Origin of the sequence: Pseudomonas asturiensis, assembly GCF_900143095.1 — a bacterium.
GTDB lineage: Bacteria > Pseudomonadota > Gammaproteobacteria > Pseudomonadales > Pseudomonadaceae > Aquipseudomonas > Aquipseudomonas asturiensis.
In genome coordinates, this window is sequence record NZ_FRDA01000011.1 from 144,299 (window position 1) to 162,627 (window position 18,329).

15 protein-coding genes are annotated in these 18,329 nt (G+C 58.1%); 1 reads left to right on the forward strand and 14 read right to left on the reverse strand.

Going from position 1 to position 18,329, the window contains the following annotated elements:
* Window positions 1–11: 11 nt before the first annotated feature.
* The 10 genes from brnQ to sdhC all read right to left on the reverse strand — a co-directional run bounded on the left by brnQ (window position 12) and on the right by sdhC (window position 13,318).
* A complete protein-coding gene (gene brnQ, locus BUB69_RS19120; protein WP_073169466.1) occupies window positions 12–1,325 on the reverse strand; it encodes a branched-chain amino acid transport system II carrier protein in 1,314 nt (437 codons plus the stop codon).
* 526 nt (window positions 1,326–1,851) lie between these two features.
* Window positions 1,852–2,733, reverse strand: a complete 882-nt coding sequence (sucD, locus tag BUB69_RS19125; protein ID WP_024688213.1) for a succinate--CoA ligase subunit alpha — start codon at window positions 2,731–2,733, stop codon at window positions 1,852–1,854.
* Entirely contained in the window at window positions 2,733–3,899 is a 1,167-nt protein-coding gene (gene sucC / locus BUB69_RS19130) for an ADP-forming succinate--CoA ligase subunit beta (RefSeq protein WP_002552981.1), read from the reverse strand. The genes sucD and sucC overlap by 1 nt, the downstream gene beginning before the upstream one ends.
* 206 nt (window positions 3,900–4,105) lie before the next feature.
* The gene (lpdA, locus tag BUB69_RS19135; RefSeq protein ID WP_073169468.1) at window positions 4,106–5,542 is read right to left on the reverse strand and encodes a dihydrolipoyl dehydrogenase; all 1,437 of its coding nucleotides are present in this window, start codon (window positions 5,540–5,542) and stop codon (window positions 4,106–4,108) included.
* Between the two features lie 168 nt (window positions 5,543–5,710).
* The gene (gene odhB, locus BUB69_RS19140) at window positions 5,711–6,943 is read right to left on the reverse strand and encodes a 2-oxoglutarate dehydrogenase complex dihydrolipoyllysine-residue succinyltransferase (protein ID WP_073169470.1); all 1,233 of its coding nucleotides are present in this window, start codon (window positions 6,941–6,943) and stop codon (window positions 5,711–5,713) included.
* A gap of 41 nt (window positions 6,944–6,984) precedes the next feature.
* Window positions 6,985–9,816 (reverse strand): 2-oxoglutarate dehydrogenase E1 component, encoded by a 2,832-nt coding sequence (locus BUB69_RS19145; protein ID WP_073169472.1) that lies wholly within the window; start codon window positions 9,814–9,816, stop codon window positions 6,985–6,987.
* 260 nt (window positions 9,817–10,076) lie between these two features.
* Window positions 10,077–10,781: a succinate dehydrogenase iron-sulfur subunit gene (locus tag BUB69_RS19150; protein ID WP_073169474.1), complete on the reverse strand. Its 705-nt coding sequence runs from the start codon at window positions 10,779–10,781 to the stop codon at window positions 10,077–10,079.
* Window positions 10,782–10,793: 12 nt separating this feature from the next.
* The gene (gene sdhA, locus BUB69_RS19155) at window positions 10,794–12,566 is read right to left on the reverse strand and encodes a succinate dehydrogenase flavoprotein subunit (RefSeq protein ID WP_073169475.1); all 1,773 of its coding nucleotides are present in this window, start codon (window positions 12,564–12,566) and stop codon (window positions 10,794–10,796) included.
* Between the two features lie 3 nt (window positions 12,567–12,569).
* Window positions 12,570–12,938 carry a succinate dehydrogenase, hydrophobic membrane anchor protein gene (sdhD, locus tag BUB69_RS19160; protein ID WP_073169477.1) on the reverse strand — a complete coding sequence of 123 codons (369 nt, stop codon included), beginning with the start codon at window positions 12,936–12,938 and terminating at the stop codon, window positions 12,570–12,572.
* Window positions 12,932–13,318, reverse strand: a complete 387-nt coding sequence (gene sdhC, locus BUB69_RS19165; protein ID WP_004882581.1) for a succinate dehydrogenase, cytochrome b556 subunit — start codon at window positions 13,316–13,318, stop codon at window positions 12,932–12,934. Before sdhC ends, sdhD begins: the two co-directional genes overlap by 7 nt.
* A gap of 349 nt (window positions 13,319–13,667) precedes the next feature.
* Between sdhC and gltA the strand changes: the two genes are divergently transcribed.
* Window positions 13,668–14,957, forward strand: a complete 1,290-nt coding sequence (gene gltA, locus BUB69_RS19170; protein WP_004882582.1) for a citrate synthase — start codon at window positions 13,668–13,670, stop codon at window positions 14,955–14,957.
* Between the two features lie 56 nt (window positions 14,958–15,013).
* Here the strand turns inward: gltA and BUB69_RS19175 are convergent, their stop codons facing one another.
* The 4 genes from BUB69_RS19175 to BUB69_RS19190 form a co-directional block, all read right to left on the reverse strand.
* Window positions 15,014–15,619 (reverse strand): START domain-containing protein, encoded by a 606-nt coding sequence (locus tag BUB69_RS19175; RefSeq protein ID WP_073169479.1) that lies wholly within the window; start codon window positions 15,617–15,619, stop codon window positions 15,014–15,016.
* A 54-nt stretch (window positions 15,620–15,673) separates the two neighbouring features.
* The gene (locus tag BUB69_RS19180; RefSeq protein WP_073169481.1) at window positions 15,674–15,931 is read right to left on the reverse strand and encodes a YkgJ family cysteine cluster protein; all 258 of its coding nucleotides are present in this window, start codon (window positions 15,929–15,931) and stop codon (window positions 15,674–15,676) included.
* A 93-nt stretch (window positions 15,932–16,024) separates the two neighbouring features.
* Entirely contained in the window at window positions 16,025–16,651 is a 627-nt protein-coding gene (locus BUB69_RS19185; RefSeq protein WP_073169483.1) for a translation initiation factor 2, read from the reverse strand.
* 112 nt (window positions 16,652–16,763) lie between these two features.
* Entirely contained in the window at window positions 16,764–18,203 is a 1,440-nt protein-coding gene (locus BUB69_RS19190) for an aminotransferase-like domain-containing protein (protein ID WP_073169549.1), read from the reverse strand.
* Window positions 18,204–18,329: the final 126 nt, after the last annotated feature.

The following is an 18,329-nucleotide window of genomic DNA, read 5'->3' on the forward strand; positions in this document are numbered from 1 at the left end:
GGTTTGCACTATCACGCCAGCGCTTCGCTGGGTTTACCTTTAATTCTGTCGACAACAACGGCGCCCGCCAACGTTATAACCGACGGAACTAACCATGCCAGCCCTTGTTCACTCAGCGGCAAGTTAGCCAGCGCACTCGGCAAGTAATGAGTGAAGCCTGCGCCCTTGATGGCGTCGATCAGGCCGAAGATCAAAGAGACCAGCATGACCGGTGCCACAACTCGCCCTTGACGCTGCCAGAAGCCCTTACAGAAACTCAGCGCGACCAGAACGATACAAGGTGGATAGATGGCGGTCAGGACCGGAATCGAAAACAGGATCAGCTTGGTCAGACCCAGGTTCGAGACCAGCAGCGAAAATGCCGCAAGCAGCACGACCAGCGTCTTGTAGGACAGCGGCAGCACTTTGGCAAAATACTCGGCACACGCGCAGGTCAGACCTACCGCCGTAACCAGACACGCCAGCGAAATCAGCCCGGCAAGAAAACCGCTGCCCAGCGAACCAAAGGTGTGCTGTACATAGGCATGCAGCACTACCGCGCCATTGGTCGCGCCCGCCGCCACGGCATGACTGCCGGAGCCAAGGCGGAACAGGCTGATGTAGACCAACGCCAATCCGACGCCTGCAATCAGCCCCGCGATGATCGCGTAGCGCGTGATCAGACGCGGCGACTCGACACCACGCGAGCGAATGGCGTTGACGATAACGATACCGAAGACCAGCGCACCCAGCGTGTCCATGGTCAGGTAACCGTTGATGAAGCCTTGGGAGAACGGTGCAACCGCGTAGGCAGGCTCGGCAGTTCCGATGTCGCCTGCCGGCAGGGCAACGGCGGCGATGCCAAGGATCGCCAGCGCGAGTATCTTCAGCGGCGCCAGAAAGCGCCCTACCGTGTCGAGCAGACGGCCCGGGTACAAAGACACCCAGAACACCACCAGGAAATAGACGAGGCTATACAGCGCCAGCGCCAGCGGACTGTCACCTGTCAGCGGGGCCAGTCCGACCTCGAAGGACACGGTGGCGGTACGCGGAGTGGCGAACAATGGGCCGACCGCCAAGTAACACACCGCAGCCAGAATGCCGCCCGCCACTTTGCCGATCGGACTGCTCAACGCATCCATCGCGCCGCCAACCCTGGCCAGGGCAATCACGGTCACCACTGGCAGGCCCACCGCAGTGACCAGAAAGCCCAGCGCGGCGATCCACACATGCGGCCCGGCCTGCAGGCCGACAATCGGCGGAAAGATAATATTGCCCGCCCCGACAAACAGGGCAAACGTCATAAAGCCAAGTGCCAGGATGTCCTGACCTTTCAACACTTTCATTGCGAAGGACCACACAAAATCGAGATAAGGGAAGTGACGCCACCCATGAATGAGGTGAACGCAGCCCGTCAGCGTAAGACGTGGCAGTACCTTGCGACGTGCCCCTCGTGAGGGCGACGCAAAAACGGGGCACAGGGTAGCGAACTCAGGCAATAAATGCACTATTGAAGGGCGAGCTTCCGATATACGCCCTTAATAAGCGCATCCATGCATCACAGCGAATACAGGTCTACGGGATGTACCCCGCGCCTTGGGAACAGCACCTCTCGGTCCGCCCCTATCAAACACCTGTAACCCGCTGAAGAAAATCATTGCGTGGGAGCGGACTTGTCCGCGAATGCAGTAGTTCTGCTACTGCATCTGCATTGGATTTACCGGCCTTTTCGCGGACAAGTCCGCTCCCACACATTCACGTTTCTTCAGTGGCTTACAGATGGCTTGCTAACGGACGCTTTCTCAATCACCAGAATGCACAAAGGCCACCCGAGGGTGGCCTTTGCTGATTGCTCGAAAAAGTAAGCGAAGCTTACTTGGTCGGCCAACCGGTCAGCTCGGCCAGGGCCTTGCCGATGTCTGCCAGGGAACGAACGGTTTTGACGCCCGCATCCTGCAGTGCAGCGAACTTCTCGTCTGCAGTACCTTTACCGCCGGAGATGATTGCGCCCGCATGGCCCATGCGCTTGCCCGGAGGAGCAGTCACACCAGCGATGTAGGAAACAACCGGCTTGGTCACGTGAGCCTTGATGTAGGCTGCCGCTTCTTCTTCAGCCGAACCGCCGATCTCGCCGATCATGACGATCGCTTCGGTCTTCGGGTCTTCCTGGAACAGTTTCAGGATGTCGATGAAGTTGGAACCCGGGATCGGGTCACCACCGATACCGACGCAGGTGGACTGACCGAAACCGGCGTCAGTGGTCTGCTTGACCGCTTCGTAGGTCAGGGTGCCGGAACGCGACACGATACCGACCTTGCCTGGCAAGTGAATGTGACCTGGCATGATGCCGATCTTGCACTCGCCCGGAGTGATGACGCCTGGGCAGTTAGGGCCGATCAGGACCACACCCAGCTCGTCACACTTGACCTTGGCTTCCAGCATGTCGATGGTCGGGATGCCTTCGGTGATGCAGACGATCAGCTTGATGCCGGCGAATGCAGCTTCCAGGATCGAATCTTTGCAGAAAGGAGCCGGAACGTAGATAACCGAAGCATCGGCGCCAGTGGTGGCAACCGCTTCTGCAACCGTGTTAAACACCGGCAGGTTCAGGTGCGTAGTGCCACCCTTGCCTGGGGTCACGCCGCCAACCATTTTAGTGCCGTAGGCAATGGCTTGCTCGGAGTGGAAGGTACCTTGCGAACCAGTGAAACCCTGGCAGATAACCTTGGTGTCTTTATTGATCAGGACGCTCATTATTTGCCCTCCGCAGCTTTGACGACTTGTTGAGCAGCGTCGGTCAGGCTTGTTGCCGCGATGATGTTCAAACCGCTTTCTGCCAGTACTTTAGCGCCCAGTTCAGCGTTGTTGCCTTCAAGACGAACAACAACCGGGATTTTCACGCCGACTTCTTTCACTGCACCGATGATGCCTTCGGCAATCATGTCGCAACGAACGATACCGCCGAAGATGTTGACCAGTACTGCAGCGACATTGGTGTCGGACAGGATGATCTTGAACGCTTCGGTCACACGTTCCTTGGTAGCGCCACCGCCAACGTCAAGGAAGTTTGCAGGCTTGCCGCCATGCAGGTTGACGATGTCCATGGTACCCATGGCCAGGCCAGCGCCGTTGACCATGCAGCCGATGTTGCCTTCCAGCGCAACGTAGTTCAGTTCGAACTTGGCAGCGTGGGCTTCGCGCGGGTCATCCTGCGATGGGTCGTGGAAACCCTTCAGCTTTGGCTGACGATACATGGCGTTGGCGTCGATGTTGATTTTGGCGTCCAGGCAGTGCAGATCGCCGTCAGCCTTGATCACCAGCGGGTTCACTTCCAGCAGAGCCAGATCGTGGTCCTGGAACAGCTTGGCAAGACCGGTGAAGATCTTGGCGAACTGAGTGACCTGCTTGCCTTCCAGACCCAGCTGGAATGCCAGATCGCGACCCTGGAATGGCTGAGCGCCAACCAGTGGGTCGATCGTGGCCTTGAGAATCTTTTCAGGAGTGTCGTGAGCGATCTTCTCGATGTCCACGCCACCTTCGGTGGACGCCATGAACACGATACGACGGCTGGAACGGTCGACAACAGCGCCCAGGTACAGCTCTTTGGCGATGTCGGTGCACGACTCGACCAGGATCTTGGTCACTGGCTGACCATTGGCGTCAGTCTGATAGGTCACCAGACGCTTGCCCAGCCACTGCTGTGCGAACGCTGCAGCGTCTTCTTTGCTGCGAACCAGCTTGACGCCGCCCGCTTTACCGCGACCACCTGCGTGAACCTGGGCTTTGACGACCCACTCGGTTCCGCCGATCTTGTCGCAAGCTTCCGCTGCTGCTTCGGGGGTGTCTACTGCGTAGCCTTTGGATACTGGCAGGCCGTATTCAGCGAACAGCTGCTTACCCTGATACTCGTGAAGATTCATGCTTATTACCGTCTTCGTTTAGGTACTGCGCATTCGGTGCTGCACGTCAGCGTGCCGCACCACCTGTGACCGCTACTCCGGGTGGACCCCGACAATATCGCTAGACATTGCCGAGGCCGCCTGGGAGGTCGAGTCCGACGCAGATTCCGCGGTAAGCCCTGCAGGCAGGACTCACGACGGGCACTGCATCGTGGTTTCTTGTTGTCTTAGCGTTTCTTGCGGTTCTGGATGTGAATGGCACCGCCATTCACTGCCAGGGCCGCTTCATGCAGCGCTTCGGACAGAGTCGGGTGCGAGAAGACCATCATGCCGATGTCTTCAGCGCTGCTCCCGAACTCCATTGCAATAGCGCCCTGCTGAACCAGTTCGGCAGCGCTCGGGCCGATCACGTGAACGCCCAGAACACGGTCGGTCTTGGCGTCGGCGATGATCTTGACGAAGCCACCGGTGTCGTTGGCGGCCATGGCACGGCCACTGGCTGCGAACGGGAAGGTACCGACGTTGACTTCAACGCCTTCGGCCTTCAGGGTCTGCTCGGTCTTGCCTACCCATGCGATTTCCGGGTGGGTGTAGATAACCGACGGGATCAGGTTGTAGTTCATCACGGCCTTGTGGCCCTTGATGCGCTCGACAACCATGATGCCTTCTTCGGACGCCTTGTGCGCCAGCATCAAACCACGAACCACGTCGCCGATCGCATACACGCCCGGAACGCTGGTGGTGCAGTAGTCATCGACAAAAATGAAACCGCGCTCGTCGATGTCGACGCCACTGTCAGCAGCCAGCAGATCGGTCGTCACAGGACGACGACCCACCGCAACGATCAGGCGGTCGAAGGTGATCTTCTGCTCGCCGTCCTTGTCGGTGTAAGTGACTTCGACTTCTTCGCCATTGACACTGGAACCGGTGACGCGAGCGCCCAGCTTGATGTCCAGGCCTTGTTTGGTGAAAGTCTTCTGGGCTTCCTTGGAAACCGCCTCGTCAGCTGCCGGAATGAATTTTTCCAGGGCTTCCAGAACGGTAACCTGAGCGCCCAGACGCGCCCACACCGAACCCAGTTCCAGACCGATCACGCCAGCGCCGATGACGCCCAGACGCTTCGGAACCTGTTGAAACTCAAGAGCGCCGGTGGAATCGACGATCACTTTCTGGTCGACCGGAGCCGGCGGAATGTCGATCGGACGCGAGCCCGAAGCCAGGATCACGTGATCCGCTTCGATGATTTCGACCGTGCCGTCAGCACCGGTCAGCTCGACCTTCTTGCCGGCCAGCAGCTTGCCGTGGCCTTGCAGGGTGGTCACGCCGTTGGCCTTGAACAGGCTGGCAACGCCGCCGGTCAGGCCTTTGACGATGGTGGCCTTGCGACCGACCATGGCCGGCACGTCCATCGTCACTTCGGACGTCGAAATACCGTGAACCGCGAAGCCGTTCTTGGCTTCGTAGAACTTCCAGGAGCTGTCCAGCAGCGCCTTGGAAGGAATGCAACCCACGTTCAGGCAGGTACCGCCGAGGGCCAGCTTGCCCTCCTTGTCCTGATATTTCTCGATGCAGGCAGTCTTGAGACCAAGTTGCGCAGCCTTGATGGCGGCAACATAACCGCCAGGGCCTGCGCCAATCACTACCACGTCGAATTTCTGGGACATAAAAAGATTCCTTTTAGCTGCGAGCTTCAAGCTGCAAGCTGCAAGCCGGTTCGCCTTGCGGCATCACTGACTTGCGACCAATTCATAAGATGCAACACACCAGCCTCGGGCTACACGTCAACGGACCTGACAACCCGGTCCGACGACAGGCAACCCTCAGCCGCTTCATCAGATATCCAGCAGAAGACGAGCCGGGTCTTCCAGCAGGTTCTTGATGGTAACGAGGAAGGTTACTGCTTCTTTACCGTCGATCAAACGGTGATCGTAGGACAGCGCCAGATACATCATCGGACGAATCACAACCTGACCATTGACTGCCATAGGGCGCTGCAGAATGTTGTGCATGCCCAGGATGGCAGCCTGCGGCGGGTTGACGATCGGCGTCGACATCATCGAACCGAAGGTACCACCGTTAGTGATGGTGAACGTGCCGCCGGTCATCTCGTCGATGGACAACTTGCCGTCACGCGCCTTCTTGCCGAAGGTGGCGATGCCGCCTTCGATTTCAGCCAGGCTCATGTGTTCTGCGTTACGCAGAACCGGTACGACCAGACCACGGTCGCTGGACACTGCAACACCTACGTCAGCGTAGCCGTGATAAACGATATCGGAACCGTCGATCGACGCGTTGACTGCCGGGAAACGCTTCAGCGCTTCGGTAGCGGCCTTGACGAAGAACGACATGAAGCCCAGACGCACACCGTTGTGGGACTTCTCGAACAGATCCTTGTACTTCGAACGCAGTGCCATGACTTCGGTCATGTCCACTTCGTTGAAGGTGGTCAGCATGGCCATGTTCGATTGAGCTTCAACCAGACGCTTGGCCACTGTTGCACGCACGCGGGTCATCGGTACGCGCTTCTCGGTGCGGTCGCCAGCAGCAACGACAGGAGCGGCAGCGGCAGCAGGCTTGGCAGCAGGCGCAGCGGCTGGAGCGGATTTCTTCGCTTCGATGGCCGCAACCAGATCTTCCTTGGTGATACGGCCGTCTTTACCGGTGCCCTTGACGCTGGCCAGGTTGATACCGTTTTCTTCAGCCAGCTTGCGAGCAGCAGGCGCAGCAATTGCGTCTTCGTCGTCAGCGGCGGATGCAGCAGGTGCCGATGCAGCAGCAGGAGCAGCGGCAGGAGCAGCTGCGGCAGCTGGAGCAGCCGATGCACTTGCACCGGCGTCCAGGGTTGCAATCAGTTCATTGGACAGGACAACTTCGCCCTCGCCTTTCACGATCGATGCCAGCACGCCGTCAGCTTCGGCCAGAACTTCGAGGACAACCTTGTCAGTCTCGATGTCGACCAGCAGCTCGTCACGTTTTACCGCTTCACCCGGTTGCTTGTGCCATTTGGAAATGGTGCCGTCGGCAACGGATTCCGGGAAAGAGGGGGCTTTGATCTCGATAGCCATTATCTGTAATTCCTTAATTCGGTTTCTAATGCTCGAAGGCGTTAAACAGTGAAGGCATCTTGCAGGAGTTTTTCCTGCTGTTCGGCGTGCATCGAAGCGTAGCCACATGCTGGCGCGGCGGAAGCATCACGACCAGCGTACTCGAGAACGAGTTCGCGTTTGTGATTGCCAATGCTGCGACGCAGATGGTGCTGACTGCTGTACCAGGCGCCCTGGTTCATCGGCTCTTCCTGACACCACACTGCGTGCTGCAGGTTGGTGTAAGGCGCGATCGTCTCCATCAAGTCATCTTCAGGGAACGGATACAGCTGCTCGATACGAACGATGGCGATGTCTTCACGACCTTCGGCGCGGCGTTTTTCCAGCAGGTCGTAGTAGACCTTGCCGCTGCACAGCACCAGGCGCGTTACCTTGGCCGGATCGAGGGTATCGATTTCCGGGATAACGGTCTGGAACGAGCCTTCGGCCAGTTCTTCCAGGGTCGAAACCGCCAGTTTGTGACGCAACAGCGACTTGGGTGTCAGGACAACCAGCGGCTTGCGCAGCGGGCGAATCACCTGACGACGCAGCAAGTGGTAGATCTGGGCCGGCGTAGTCGGCACACACACCTGAATGTTGTGCTCGGCACACAGTTGCAGGTAGCGCTCAAGGCGTGCGGAGGAGTGCTCCGGGCCCTGCCCTTCATAACCGTGAGGCAACAGCATGGTCAGACCGCACAGACGGCCCCACTTGTGCTCGCCGCTGGTGATGAACTGGTCGACAACCACCTGGGCACCGTTGGCGAAGTCGCCGAACTGGGCTTCCCAGATGACCAGCGCGTTAGGCTCGGTGGTCGAATAGCCATATTCGAATGCCAGCACCGCTTCTTCCGACAGGAACGAGTCATACAGGTCAAAGCGAGGCTGACCGGCGTACAGGTTCTGCAGAGGGATGTAGGTGCCTGCATCTTTCTGGTTGTGCAATACGGCATGACGGTGCGAGAACGTACCGCGACCGATGTCCTGACCCGTCATGCGGATCGGATGACCTTCGAACGCGAGCGTGGCGTATGCCATGGTTTCGGCATAGCCCCAGTTGATCGGCAAACCACCGGCCTGCATCTTCTGGCGATCTTCGTAGATCTTCTGTACCTGACGCTGCACGACGAAACCTTCCGGCAGCTCCATCAGCTTGGCGGACAGTTCCTGCAGGGTCTTGAGATCGAAGCGAGTGTCGTGACGCGCCGTCCAGGCATGGCCCAGGTACGGACGCCAGTCCACGAACAATTCCTTGTTCGGTTCCTTGACCAGGCTTTTAACCACGTGCAGACCGTTGTCCAGCGCGCTGCGGTAGTCGTCGACCTTGGCCTGAACACGGGCGTCGTCAAGAACGCCGGTCTTGATCAGATGCTCGGCGTACAGCTCACGGGTGGTGCGCTGCTTGGTGATCTGCTGGTACATCAAAGGCTGGGTGCCGCTAGGCTCGTCAGCTTCGTTGTGACCGCGACGACGGTAGCAGACCAGGTCGATGACGATGTCACGCTTGAACTGCATGCGGTAGTCGATCGCCAGCTGGGTCACGAACATCACCGCTTCAGGGTCATCACCATTTACATGGAGAATCGGAGCCTGAATCATCTTGGCGACGTCGGTAGCGTACTCGGTGGAACGCGAGTCCAGCGGGTTGCTGATGGTGAAGCCAACCTGGTTGTTGATGACGATGTGGATCGTGCCGCCCGTCTTGAAGCCGCGAGTCTGCGACATCTGGAAGGTTTCCATCACAACGCCCTGACCTGCGAAGGCCGCGTCGCCGTGAAGGGAAATCGGCAGAACCTTGTCACCGTTCGGATCGTTGCGACGATCCTGACGCGCGCGCACCGAACCCTCGACCACCGGAGACACGATCTCAAGGTGGGACGGGTTGAATGCCATGGCAAGGTGAACTTCACCGCCTGCGGTCATGACGTTGGAAGAGAAGCCCTGGTGGTACTTGACGTCACCGGAACCCAGCTCCACTTTTTTCTTGCCTTCGAACTCGTCGAACAGGTCGCGCGGGTTCTTGCCGAAGGTGTTGACCAGCACGTTCAGGCGGCCACGGTGGGCCATGCCGATAACGACTTCCTTGGTGCCATAGGAACCGGAACGCTGGATCAGCTCGTCGAGCATCGGGATCAGGCTTTCGCCACCTTCCAGACCGAAACGCTTGGTGCCCGGGTATTTGGTGCCCAGGTACTTCTCGAGGCCTTCTGCGGCGGTCACGCGCTCAAGCAGATGGCTCTGGATGTCAGCCGAGAACACAGGACGACCGCGTACGCTTTCCAGACGCTGCATGAACCAGTTGCGCTGCTCGGAATCCACGATGTGGGTGAACTCGGAGCCGATGGTGCGACAATATGTCTGCTGCAACGCTTCGTGGATTTCGCGTAGGCTCGCTTCCTCTTTGCCGATGAACAAGTCGCCGGCGCGGAAAGTCGTATCCAGATCGGCATTGGTCAAGCCGTAGTGATTGATCGACAGATCGGCGGGTGCAGGACGCTGCCACAGACCCAGCGGATCGAGCTGGGCAGCCTGGTGGCCACGCATACGATAAGCCTGGATCAGTCGCAGTACTTCAACCTGCTTCTTCTCGTGTTCGCTGCTCACACTGCCGGCAGACACCGGTTGAGCGCGGCGCTGGTTTTTGGCCAGCAACACGAAATGATCGCGAATGGTCGAATGCGATACATCAGTGGCAGAGCTGCCATCAGCTGGCAACTTCTGAAAGTAGGTGCGCCATTCTTCTGGCACAGCGTTAGGGTCGTGCAGGTAAAGCTCATAGAGCTCTTCCACATAGGCAGCGTTACCACCGGATAGGTGGGCACTGTTCCACATGCGCTGCATCACGCTTTCTTGCATGCTTGGTCACCCTCGGTAAGGGGACACCACCGGCGAAGACACCAGAGCAATCCTGAAATAGTCGTGTGCAGCGACTGTATCAAGTCACCAGGGAATCACGCAGATAGTCCGGGTACCAGCCCGGATGCCCCTGCTGGTCTCATTTCTTCAAAATAAGAGCCGCAGCTTTGCGAGCTACTGCTCAGGTTAAAACCACGGCGCCGGTTGAAGCCTGCGCCGCGGCCATTTCAGTGCAACGGTGTTACAGGTAAAGCGATGAATCAGACGCCGTTCTGCAGAAGCATGTTGCGTACGTGACCGATAGCCTTTGTTGGGTTCAGGCCCTTCGGACAAACGTTGACGCAGTTCATGATCCCACGGCAGCGGAACACGCTGAACGGGTCGTCCAGCGAAGCCAGACGCTCATTGGTCCGGGTGTCACGGCTGTCAGCCAGGAAACGGTAGGCTTGCAGCAGTGCAGCAGGGCCCAGGAACTTGTCCGGGTTCCACCAGAAGGACGGGCAGGATGTCGAGCAGCAAGCGCACAGGATGCACTCGTACAGGCCATCGAGCTTTTCGCGCTCTTCCGGGGTCTGCAGACGTTCGATGGCCGGAGCCGGCGTGTCGTTCTGCAGGAATGGCTTCACCTTCTCGTACTGCTTGTAGAAGATGCTCATATCGACGACCAGGTCACGAATGACCGGCAAACCAGGCAACGGACGAACGATCAGCTTGCCCTTGGCAACCACGGCAGACAGCGGCGTGATGCACGCCAGGCCGTTCTTGCCGTTGATGTTCATGCCGTCGGAACCGCAGACACCTTCACGGCATGAGCGGCGATACGAGAAGCCTTGATCCTGTTCTTTGACCAGAGCCAGCACGTCCAGCACCATCAGGTCTTTACCACCGGTATCGACCTGGAATTCCTGCATGAACGGCGCAGCGTCCTGCTCAGGGTTGTAACGATAAACACTGACTTGCAACATATCGGTCACCCCTTAATAAGTCCGAATCTTAGGTTCAAAAGTCGGAACAGTTTTCGGCGAGAAGTTCACGGCACGCTTGGTTACGCGCTTGTCACCCGGGAAGTACAGGGTGTGGCACAACCAGTTTTCGTCGTCGCGATCTTCAAAGTCTTCACGGGCGTGAGCGCCGCGGGACTCTTTACGATGCTCTGCGGCAATCGCTGTAGCTTCGGCGACTTCCAGCAGGTTTTGCAGTTCAAGCGCTTCGATACGGGCAGTGTTGAACGCCTGGCTCTTGTCGTTGATCTTGACGTTGGCGATACGACCACGCAGGTCAGCCAACTGGGTGATGCCTTTCTGCATGTATTCGCCAGTACGGAATACACCGAAGTAGTTCTGCATGCAGCTTTGCAGCTCTTTGCGCAGCGAGGCAACATCTTCACCTTCGGTACGCTCGTTCAGGCCAGCGAGGCGTGCGAGTGCGGCGTCAACGTCGGACTCGGAAGCGCGACGGTAGTCAACGCCTTCACGCAGGCTCTGCTCCAGATGGATGCCAGCAGCGCGGCCGAATACCACTAGGTCGAGCAGCGAGTTGCCACCCAGACGGTTGGCACCGTGAACCGATACGCAAGCCACTTCGCCTACTGCGAACAGACCTGGAATGATCTGATCCGTTCCGGCGGCATCCTGAGTGATCGCCTGACCATGAATGTTGGTGGCAACGCCGCCCATCATGTAGTGGCAGGTCGGCACAACAGGAATCGGCGCGGTTGCCGGGTCGACGTGCGCGAAGGTCTTGGACAGTTCCATGATGCCTGGAAGACGGCTGTGCAGCACTTCCTCGCCCAGGTGATCGAGCTTGAGCATCACGTGATCGCCGTCAGGACCACAACCGTTGCCGGCAATGATTTCCTTGACCATGGAGCGCGCTACAACGTCACGACCTGCAAGGTCTTTCGCGTTCGGAGCATAACGCTCCATGAAACGCTCGCCGTGCTTGTTGATCAGGTAGCCGCCTTCACCACGGCAACCTTCGGTGACCAGTACACCTGCGCCGGCGATGCCGGTCGGGTGGAACTGCCACATCTCGATGTCCTGAACCGGCACACCGGCGCGCAGCGCCATGCCGATACCATCGCCAGTGTTGATCAGGGCGTTGGTGGTCGAGGAGTAGATACGACCTGCACCACCGGTCGCCAGTACCGTTGCATTGGCGCGGATGTAGGAGGTTTCACCGGTTTCGATGCAGATGGCGATGATGCCCACAAAGGCGCCATCCTGGTTCTTCACCAGGTCAACTGCGTAGTATTCGTTGAGGAATACAGTGCCTGCCTTCAGGTTGGCCTGATACAAGGTGTGCAGCAGTGCGTGACCGGTACGGTCGGCAGCGGCACAGGTACGCGCAGCCTGACCACCCTTGCCGAAGTCCTTGGACTGGCCGCCGAAAGGACGCTGGTAGATACGGCCCTGCTCGGTACGGGAAAACGGCAGACCCATGTGCTCAAGCTCGAAGACCGCTTCCGGGCCTACGGAACACATGTATTCGATAGCGTCCTGGTCACCGATGTAGTCGGAACCCTTGACGGTATCGTACATGTGCCAGCGCCAGTCATCGTTCGGGTCGGCCGAAGCGATTGCGCAGGTGATGCCACCCTGTGCGGATACGGTGTGCGAGCGAGTCGGGAAAACCTTGGTGACCACGGCAGTCTTGTGACCACCCTGAGCGAGCTGCAGCGCAGCGCGCATGCCTGCACCGCCGCCACCGATGATGATGGCGTCGAAAGAAAGCGTATTTGTGTTAGCCATGGATCAGATACCCCAAAGAATCTGCACGCCCCAGACGAAGTAGGCGAACATCAGAACGCCGCATACCGCCTGAAACAGAAAACGTACGACAGTCGCGGACTTGCCCAGCGCCATTGGCGTCAGGTAGTCGGTCGCGATGGTCCACATGCCGACCCAGGCGTGAGCGCCGAGGGCAACGAGGGCCAGAAGACTGAAGATGCGCATCCAGTTGCTTGCGAACAGATCATGCCATTGGGAATAGCTCAGACCTGGGTGAAAGACCATGTATCCGATCAGGAAGATGAAGTAAGCCGCGAGCACGACCGCAGAAACACGCTGCGCCATCCAGTCATAGAGGCCCGAACGCGAAAGGTTGGTGACGTTGGTTACCATATCCATACTCCTGCCAGAAGAATCAGTACCACGGAAACCGCGATAACGATTTTGGAGCCCAGCTTGCCGCCTTCCAGCGTCTCGCCCACTCCTGTGTCCATGATCAGGTGACGGATACCGGCCACCAGGTGATACAGCAGGGCAGACAGCAGCCCCCAGATGACAAGCTTGGCCAGCGGGCTGGTCAGACACGCTTTTACTTCACCGAAGCCTTCTTCGGACGCCAGCGACTTGTCCATTGCATACAGCATGATTGCAATACCGACAAAGAGGATGACACCGGAGATGCGGTGAAGGATGGACGTGTAAGCAGTGACTGGGAGCTTGATGGTCCTTAGGTCTAGATTTACAGGTCGTTGGCTATTCACGGCTTTTTTCACACTGAAGAGCCCCTAACAATCAGGGCAAGTTGTTGGGAAGTGCACTGGTCAGGTACCCACCACCCAGGAAGTGACGACCCCCTTCGAACAGGCCCAAAAGCCCCCGGCGGTCGGACGCCGAGTATAGACAGTTAGGTTACTAATGACAACGCACAGACTCACCGCCAATAGCGGATTGCGCTCATCACATAAAAGGCGTAAACGGCAGGAAACCGGCCTGAAAAAACTCCACGAAGGCCTTCTGGAACACGACTTTAGGCAAATTGACTTTAGAATTTATCTCACTATAGTGATGCGGGCCCTGCGTGGGGGGCCTGTCTGATGATTTGAAGCATAAATAGGAGGCCACATGGCTGACAAAAAAGCGCAGTTGATCATCGAGGGCGCAGCCCCCGTCGAGCTGCCAATTCTGACCGGTACAGTGGGTCCGGACGTGATCGACGTACGCGGTCTCACCGCCACCGGCCGCTTCACATTCGACCCTGGTTTCATGTCGACCGCCTCTTGCGAGTCGAAGATCACCTACATCGATGGTGACAACGGAATCCTGCTGCACCGCGGCTACCCGATCGAACAACTGGCCCAGCATTCCGATTATCTGGAAACCTGCTACCTGCTGCTCAACGGCGAACTGCCAACCGCCGAGCAGAAAGCCCAGTTCGTCGCCGTGGTCAAGAACCACACGATGGTCCACGAACAGCTCAAGACCTTTTTCAACGGCTTCCGTCGCGACGCCCACCCGATGGCGGTCATGTGCGGCGTTGTAGGTGCCCTTTCAGCGTTCTACCACGACTCGCTGGACATCAATAACCCGCAGCACCGCGAAATTTCCGCAGTCCGCCTGGTCGCCAAGATGCCGACCCTGGCAGCGATGGTCTACAAGTACTCCATGGGGCAACCCATGATGTACCCGCGCAACGACCTCAGCTACGCCGAAAACTTCCTGCACATGATGTTCAACACCCCGTGCGAGATCAAACCGATCAGCCCGGTGCTGGCCAAGGCGATGGACAAGATCTTCATCCTGCACGCCGACCACGAACAGAACGCCTCGACCTCCACAGTGCGCATGGCGGGCTCTTCGGGTGCCAACCCGTTCGCCTGTATCGCTGCAGGCATTGCAGCGCTCTGGGGGCCGGCTCACGGCGGCGCCAACGAAGCCGTCCTGACCATGCTCGATGAAATCGGCGATGTCTCGAACATCGACACCTTCATCGCCAAGGCGAAGGACAAGAACGATCCGTTCAAGCTGATGGGCTTCGGTCACCGCGTCTACAAGAACCGTGACCCGCGTGCCACTGTGATGAAGCAGACCTGCGACGAAGTCCTCAAGGAACTGGGCATCACCAACGATCCTCAGCTCGAACTGGCCATGCGCCTCGAAGAGATCGCCCTGACCGACCCGTACTTCATTGAACGCTCGCTGTACCCGAACGTGGACTTCTACTCGGGCATCATCCTGAAGGCCATCGGCATTCCAACCAGCATGTTCACCGTGATCTTCGCCCTGGCGCGGACCGTCGGCTGGATTTCGCACTGGAAGGAAATGCTCTCCAGCCCTTACAAGATCGGCCGCCCACGTCAGCTGTACACCGGCAACGTGCAACGCGACATCGTCGAACTGAAAGACCGCAAGTAAGCGCTGTACACCTATAAAAAGGGCTGCCATTGGCAGCCCTTTTTATTTACAGCAAGTTACTGTGCCGCTCTCTCGCGCAGCGCCTTCAAGGTATTGAACGGTGCATCCACGACGAACTTGTTGGCAATCAAGGAGGGTACGCTGCCGCCAGGCTCGGTATGCACCTGATAAGTCACTTCGGTCTGATTCGGCCCTTTGGGCACCAGTTTCCAGAATCCTTTGACTTCAGCCACACGCACATAGCCCTTCTCTTCTGGAATATAGGTGGGTTGCTCTTCCAGATTCCGGGTCAGACTGCCGTCAGCCCCTTCCTGCGTGGTGATGAGCAACACCGAGTCACGCGGCGTGACTGGCCAGGGCGTATTGAAGCGAGTGTAGGTCCAGGCCTTGTTACCTTCGTACTTCAGCACTTTCTGCAACTGGCATTCGTGAATCCAGGCACAGGCACCGGCAACGTCCTCCTGCAACGCGCGCAACTTCCCGAGGCTGGCGTTGATCACTGTCACACCGCGATAAGCCTTGTACTTGGAGCCTGGAACATCACTGAGCGAGACCTTGATCCCGTCCTCATCCTTCGCCACCTGCCAGTCTTCGGCCTGAACGGCACCCACCAGCATTACAGTCAAGCCACAGGCTAAAGCCATACGATACAGCGGACCCATTATCTTATTCCTTATTGTCTAGATTCCGATGAAACCATTGAGCTGACCCGGCCATCAGACCACCGACGTCATTTTCTCCCACCACCCTATCAGACGAATCGCTTCAGCCTGATTAACGCCGCAGACATCTTCAGCCGCTTTGAACTGACTGCACACCGCAGGTCGCTCCGGCTTGCCAAACAGCGCGCAGAGCAACTCCACCGACAAATGCAGACAACGCTCCCCCGCAGGCTTGCCGTTCGGCATGCCCGGAATGGGAGACGTGATGGATGGAGCGATGCAACACGCACCACAACCGGAGCGGCAGTCCATGACCCGAGCCCTTGCTGAATGATTGAAATGAAGCGAGATAGTACCTATCGGAACACGCGATTGAAAACGGCGTACCTGACGATAGGCATGGCCTTATTGCGCGAATTTGAAGTCCAGTGCCGCACCTTCGACATCGCGTCGACTCTCGTTGCGCATCTGCAACTGCATTTCATTAGACAACAGGCGACCGTTCAACTCGAAAGGGCTGGGATTGGAAGAGTCCTTGGTGCCAAACATCTGCGGCAAGATAGGCTTGCGCTTGGCGGTGATCACTTTTGCGGGCGGATCAAGCTCCTTGACCAATTCGGGCGGCAGGCTCAGATCCAGTTTCGGCCGATTCAGGCGAACATCCTTGGCCTTGACGTCTTTTGCCGCCTTCGCCGTCTCACGCTTGCTGGCCGCCGGCTTCGAGGACGCAGCCTTTGCCGCGGACTTGACGGGGGCTACCTGCACCGCCTGACTGGAAGGCGTGTCCTTACCCACCACAACAGGCTTGACCGGCACGTTAGGCATCAGCTCATGCATGCTCGAGGGCGCTTTGGCAGCAGGCACATCGGCAACCACAGACTCTCGTGGCGAGTCACTGGTCGATGGGGCTGGCGAGGCAACCGGGGCAGGAACGCTGGCTTCAGTCTTTGGCTTGGGCACCGGCGTATCCCGAGCATCACAAGCGCCCAGTAGAACAATCACCGACAACCCCAGACAACGGAACATATTCATAGGCAAAAATCAGACAAGACAGTGGCAAAGCCGGAAAGAGCTACATGCTGTGCCTTTGAGGCCTACATGACAAGTCAAGAGTTCCATACAATTGACGAAAAACACACCTGCCTCAATACGCTGAAACCGCTTCCTGGCACAACTGCCTGGCCAACATCCCCAACGTCATCAACGCCCGCTCGGCCTCTCTGTTCCACGGCATCCCGCAATTGAGACGAATACAGTGGTTGAATTGCTCGGTATTACTGAAGATAAGCCCGGGTGCAATGCTGATACCCTGCTCCAGCGCCCGAACATGCAACTCTTGCGTATTGACCCGGCCCGGCAGACTGACCCATAGAATGAACCCACCCGCTGGTCGGCTCATTTGCGTGCCCTCGGGAAACGACTGCTGAACCGCCAGCTGGTAGGCACTCAGGTTCTTGCGGTATTCCAGGCGAATGAACCGGAGGTGACGGTCGTACCCCCCGTTCTCAAGGTAAGCAGCGACTGCCATCTGGGTCACGCTGCAGGCCGAATGGGTGCTGAAGGTCTGCAAACGCTGGATCTCGGCCTGGTATTTTCCGGCGATCATCCAGCCAATACGCACACCGGGTGATAGCGTCTTGGAAAAACTGGAGCAATACATCACCCTGCCCAGCCGATCAAAAGCCTTCAACGCCTTGGTCCGCCCCACCTCGAACATCAACTCGCCGTAGACGTCATCCTCGACCACCTGAATGTCGAAATCCGATGCCAGACGCAGCAGATTTTTCTGGCGCTCTTCAGGCATCGTGCCGCCCAGCGGATTGCTCAACCGCGAGGTCAACACCAACGCCTTGATCGACCACTGATTGGCGGCAAGTTGCAGCGCCTCCAGGCTGATGCCGGTGGAAGGATCGCTCGGAATTTCGATGACTTTCAGGCCCAGCAGATCAGCGAGCTGCAGCAGCCCATAGTAGGCGGGGGATTCGGCGGCGATCAGATCGCCAGGCCGGGTCAGTACGCGCAAGGCCATCTGCAAGGCATCGACACAGCCGTGGGTGATCACTACCTCGGACGGATCGACAACGACGCCTGCATCACGCATTCGAATGGCCACTTGCCTGCGCAGCGGCTCGAAGCCAGGACTGAACATGTAACTGAACGCACGGGGGCTCTGGAAGCGCGTGACCTTGGCCAACTGCTGGTGCAAAGCGCGAACGGGCAGGTAGTCCACGTGAGGCACCGCAGCACCGAGAGCGAATACGCCTTCCCGGCGAGACTCCTCAAGTACCTGCTGGATAATGCTGCTGCGCGTCACCAGGCCGGGACGCTCGACACGGGCGATATCCGGCGTCGAAGCGGTCAATGCAGGCGTCTGATGGACGTAATAACCGGACTGCGGTCGCGCCCGGATCAACCCCTGATCTTCAAGGTTCGCATAGGCCTGCAACACTGTCGCATGGCTGACACTGAGTTGCGAACTCATCTTGCGTACCGACGGCACCCGCTCACCCGGCTGATAAACGCCGCGACGAATGTCCTCAGCCAGTTGCTGAGCGATGCGCTGATAAAGCAAAAGATTGGTCATGACCACAGCCTCGAAAAGACCGGCCATTTATTTTTGTAAAACAGATTGGTGGCTGCCGGCCATTGTCATGAAGTGTACTGGAACAGTTTCAGGTCGGGCCAGCGATTGTGAAGGGTGAGGAAAATA

Excerpts from the sequence above, each read along its gene's own strand:
- brnQ (WP_073169466.1), bottom strand. The coding sequence starts at position 1,325 with ATGAAAGTGTTGAAAGGTCAGGACATCCTGGCACTTGGCTTTATGACG.
- sucD (WP_024688213.1), bottom strand. The coding sequence starts at position 2,733 with ATGAGCGTCCTGATCAATAAAGACACCAAGGTTATCTGCCAGGGTTTC.
- sucC (WP_002552981.1), bottom strand. The coding sequence starts at position 3,899 with ATGAATCTTCACGAGTATCAGGGTAAGCAGCTGTTCGCTGAATACGGC.
- lpdA (WP_073169468.1), bottom strand. The coding sequence starts at position 5,542 with ATGTCCCAGAAATTCGACGTGGTAGTGATTGGCGCAGGCCCTGGCGGT.
- odhB (WP_073169470.1), bottom strand. The coding sequence starts at position 6,943 with ATGGCTATCGAGATCAAAGCCCCCTCTTTCCCGGAATCCGTTGCCGAC.
- BUB69_RS19145 (WP_073169472.1), bottom strand. The coding sequence starts at position 9,816 with ATGCAAGAAAGCGTGATGCAGCGCATGTGGAACAGTGCCCACCTATCC.
- BUB69_RS19150 (WP_073169474.1), bottom strand. The coding sequence starts at position 10,781 with ATGTTGCAAGTCAGTGTTTATCGTTACAACCCTGAGCAGGACGCTGCG.
- sdhA (WP_073169475.1), bottom strand. The coding sequence starts at position 12,566 with ATGGCTAACACAAATACGCTTTCTTTCGACGCCATCATCATCGGTGGC.
- sdhD (WP_073169477.1), bottom strand. The coding sequence starts at position 12,938 with ATGGTAACCAACGTCACCAACCTTTCGCGTTCGGGCCTCTATGACTGG.
- gltA (WP_004882582.1), top strand. The coding sequence starts at position 13,668 with ATGGCTGACAAAAAAGCGCAGTTGATCATCGAGGGCGCAGCCCCCGTC.
- BUB69_RS19175 (WP_073169479.1), bottom strand. The coding sequence starts at position 15,619 with ATGGGTCCGCTGTATCGTATGGCTTTAGCCTGTGGCTTGACTGTAATG.
- BUB69_RS19180 (WP_073169481.1), bottom strand. The coding sequence starts at position 15,931 with ATGGACTGCCGCTCCGGTTGTGGTGCGTGTTGCATCGCTCCATCCATC.
- BUB69_RS19185 (WP_073169483.1), bottom strand. The coding sequence starts at position 16,651 with ATGAATATGTTCCGTTGTCTGGGGTTGTCGGTGATTGTTCTACTGGGC.
- BUB69_RS19190 (WP_073169549.1), bottom strand. The coding sequence starts at position 18,203 with ATGACCAATCTTTTGCTTTATCAGCGCATCGCTCAGCAACTGGCTGAG.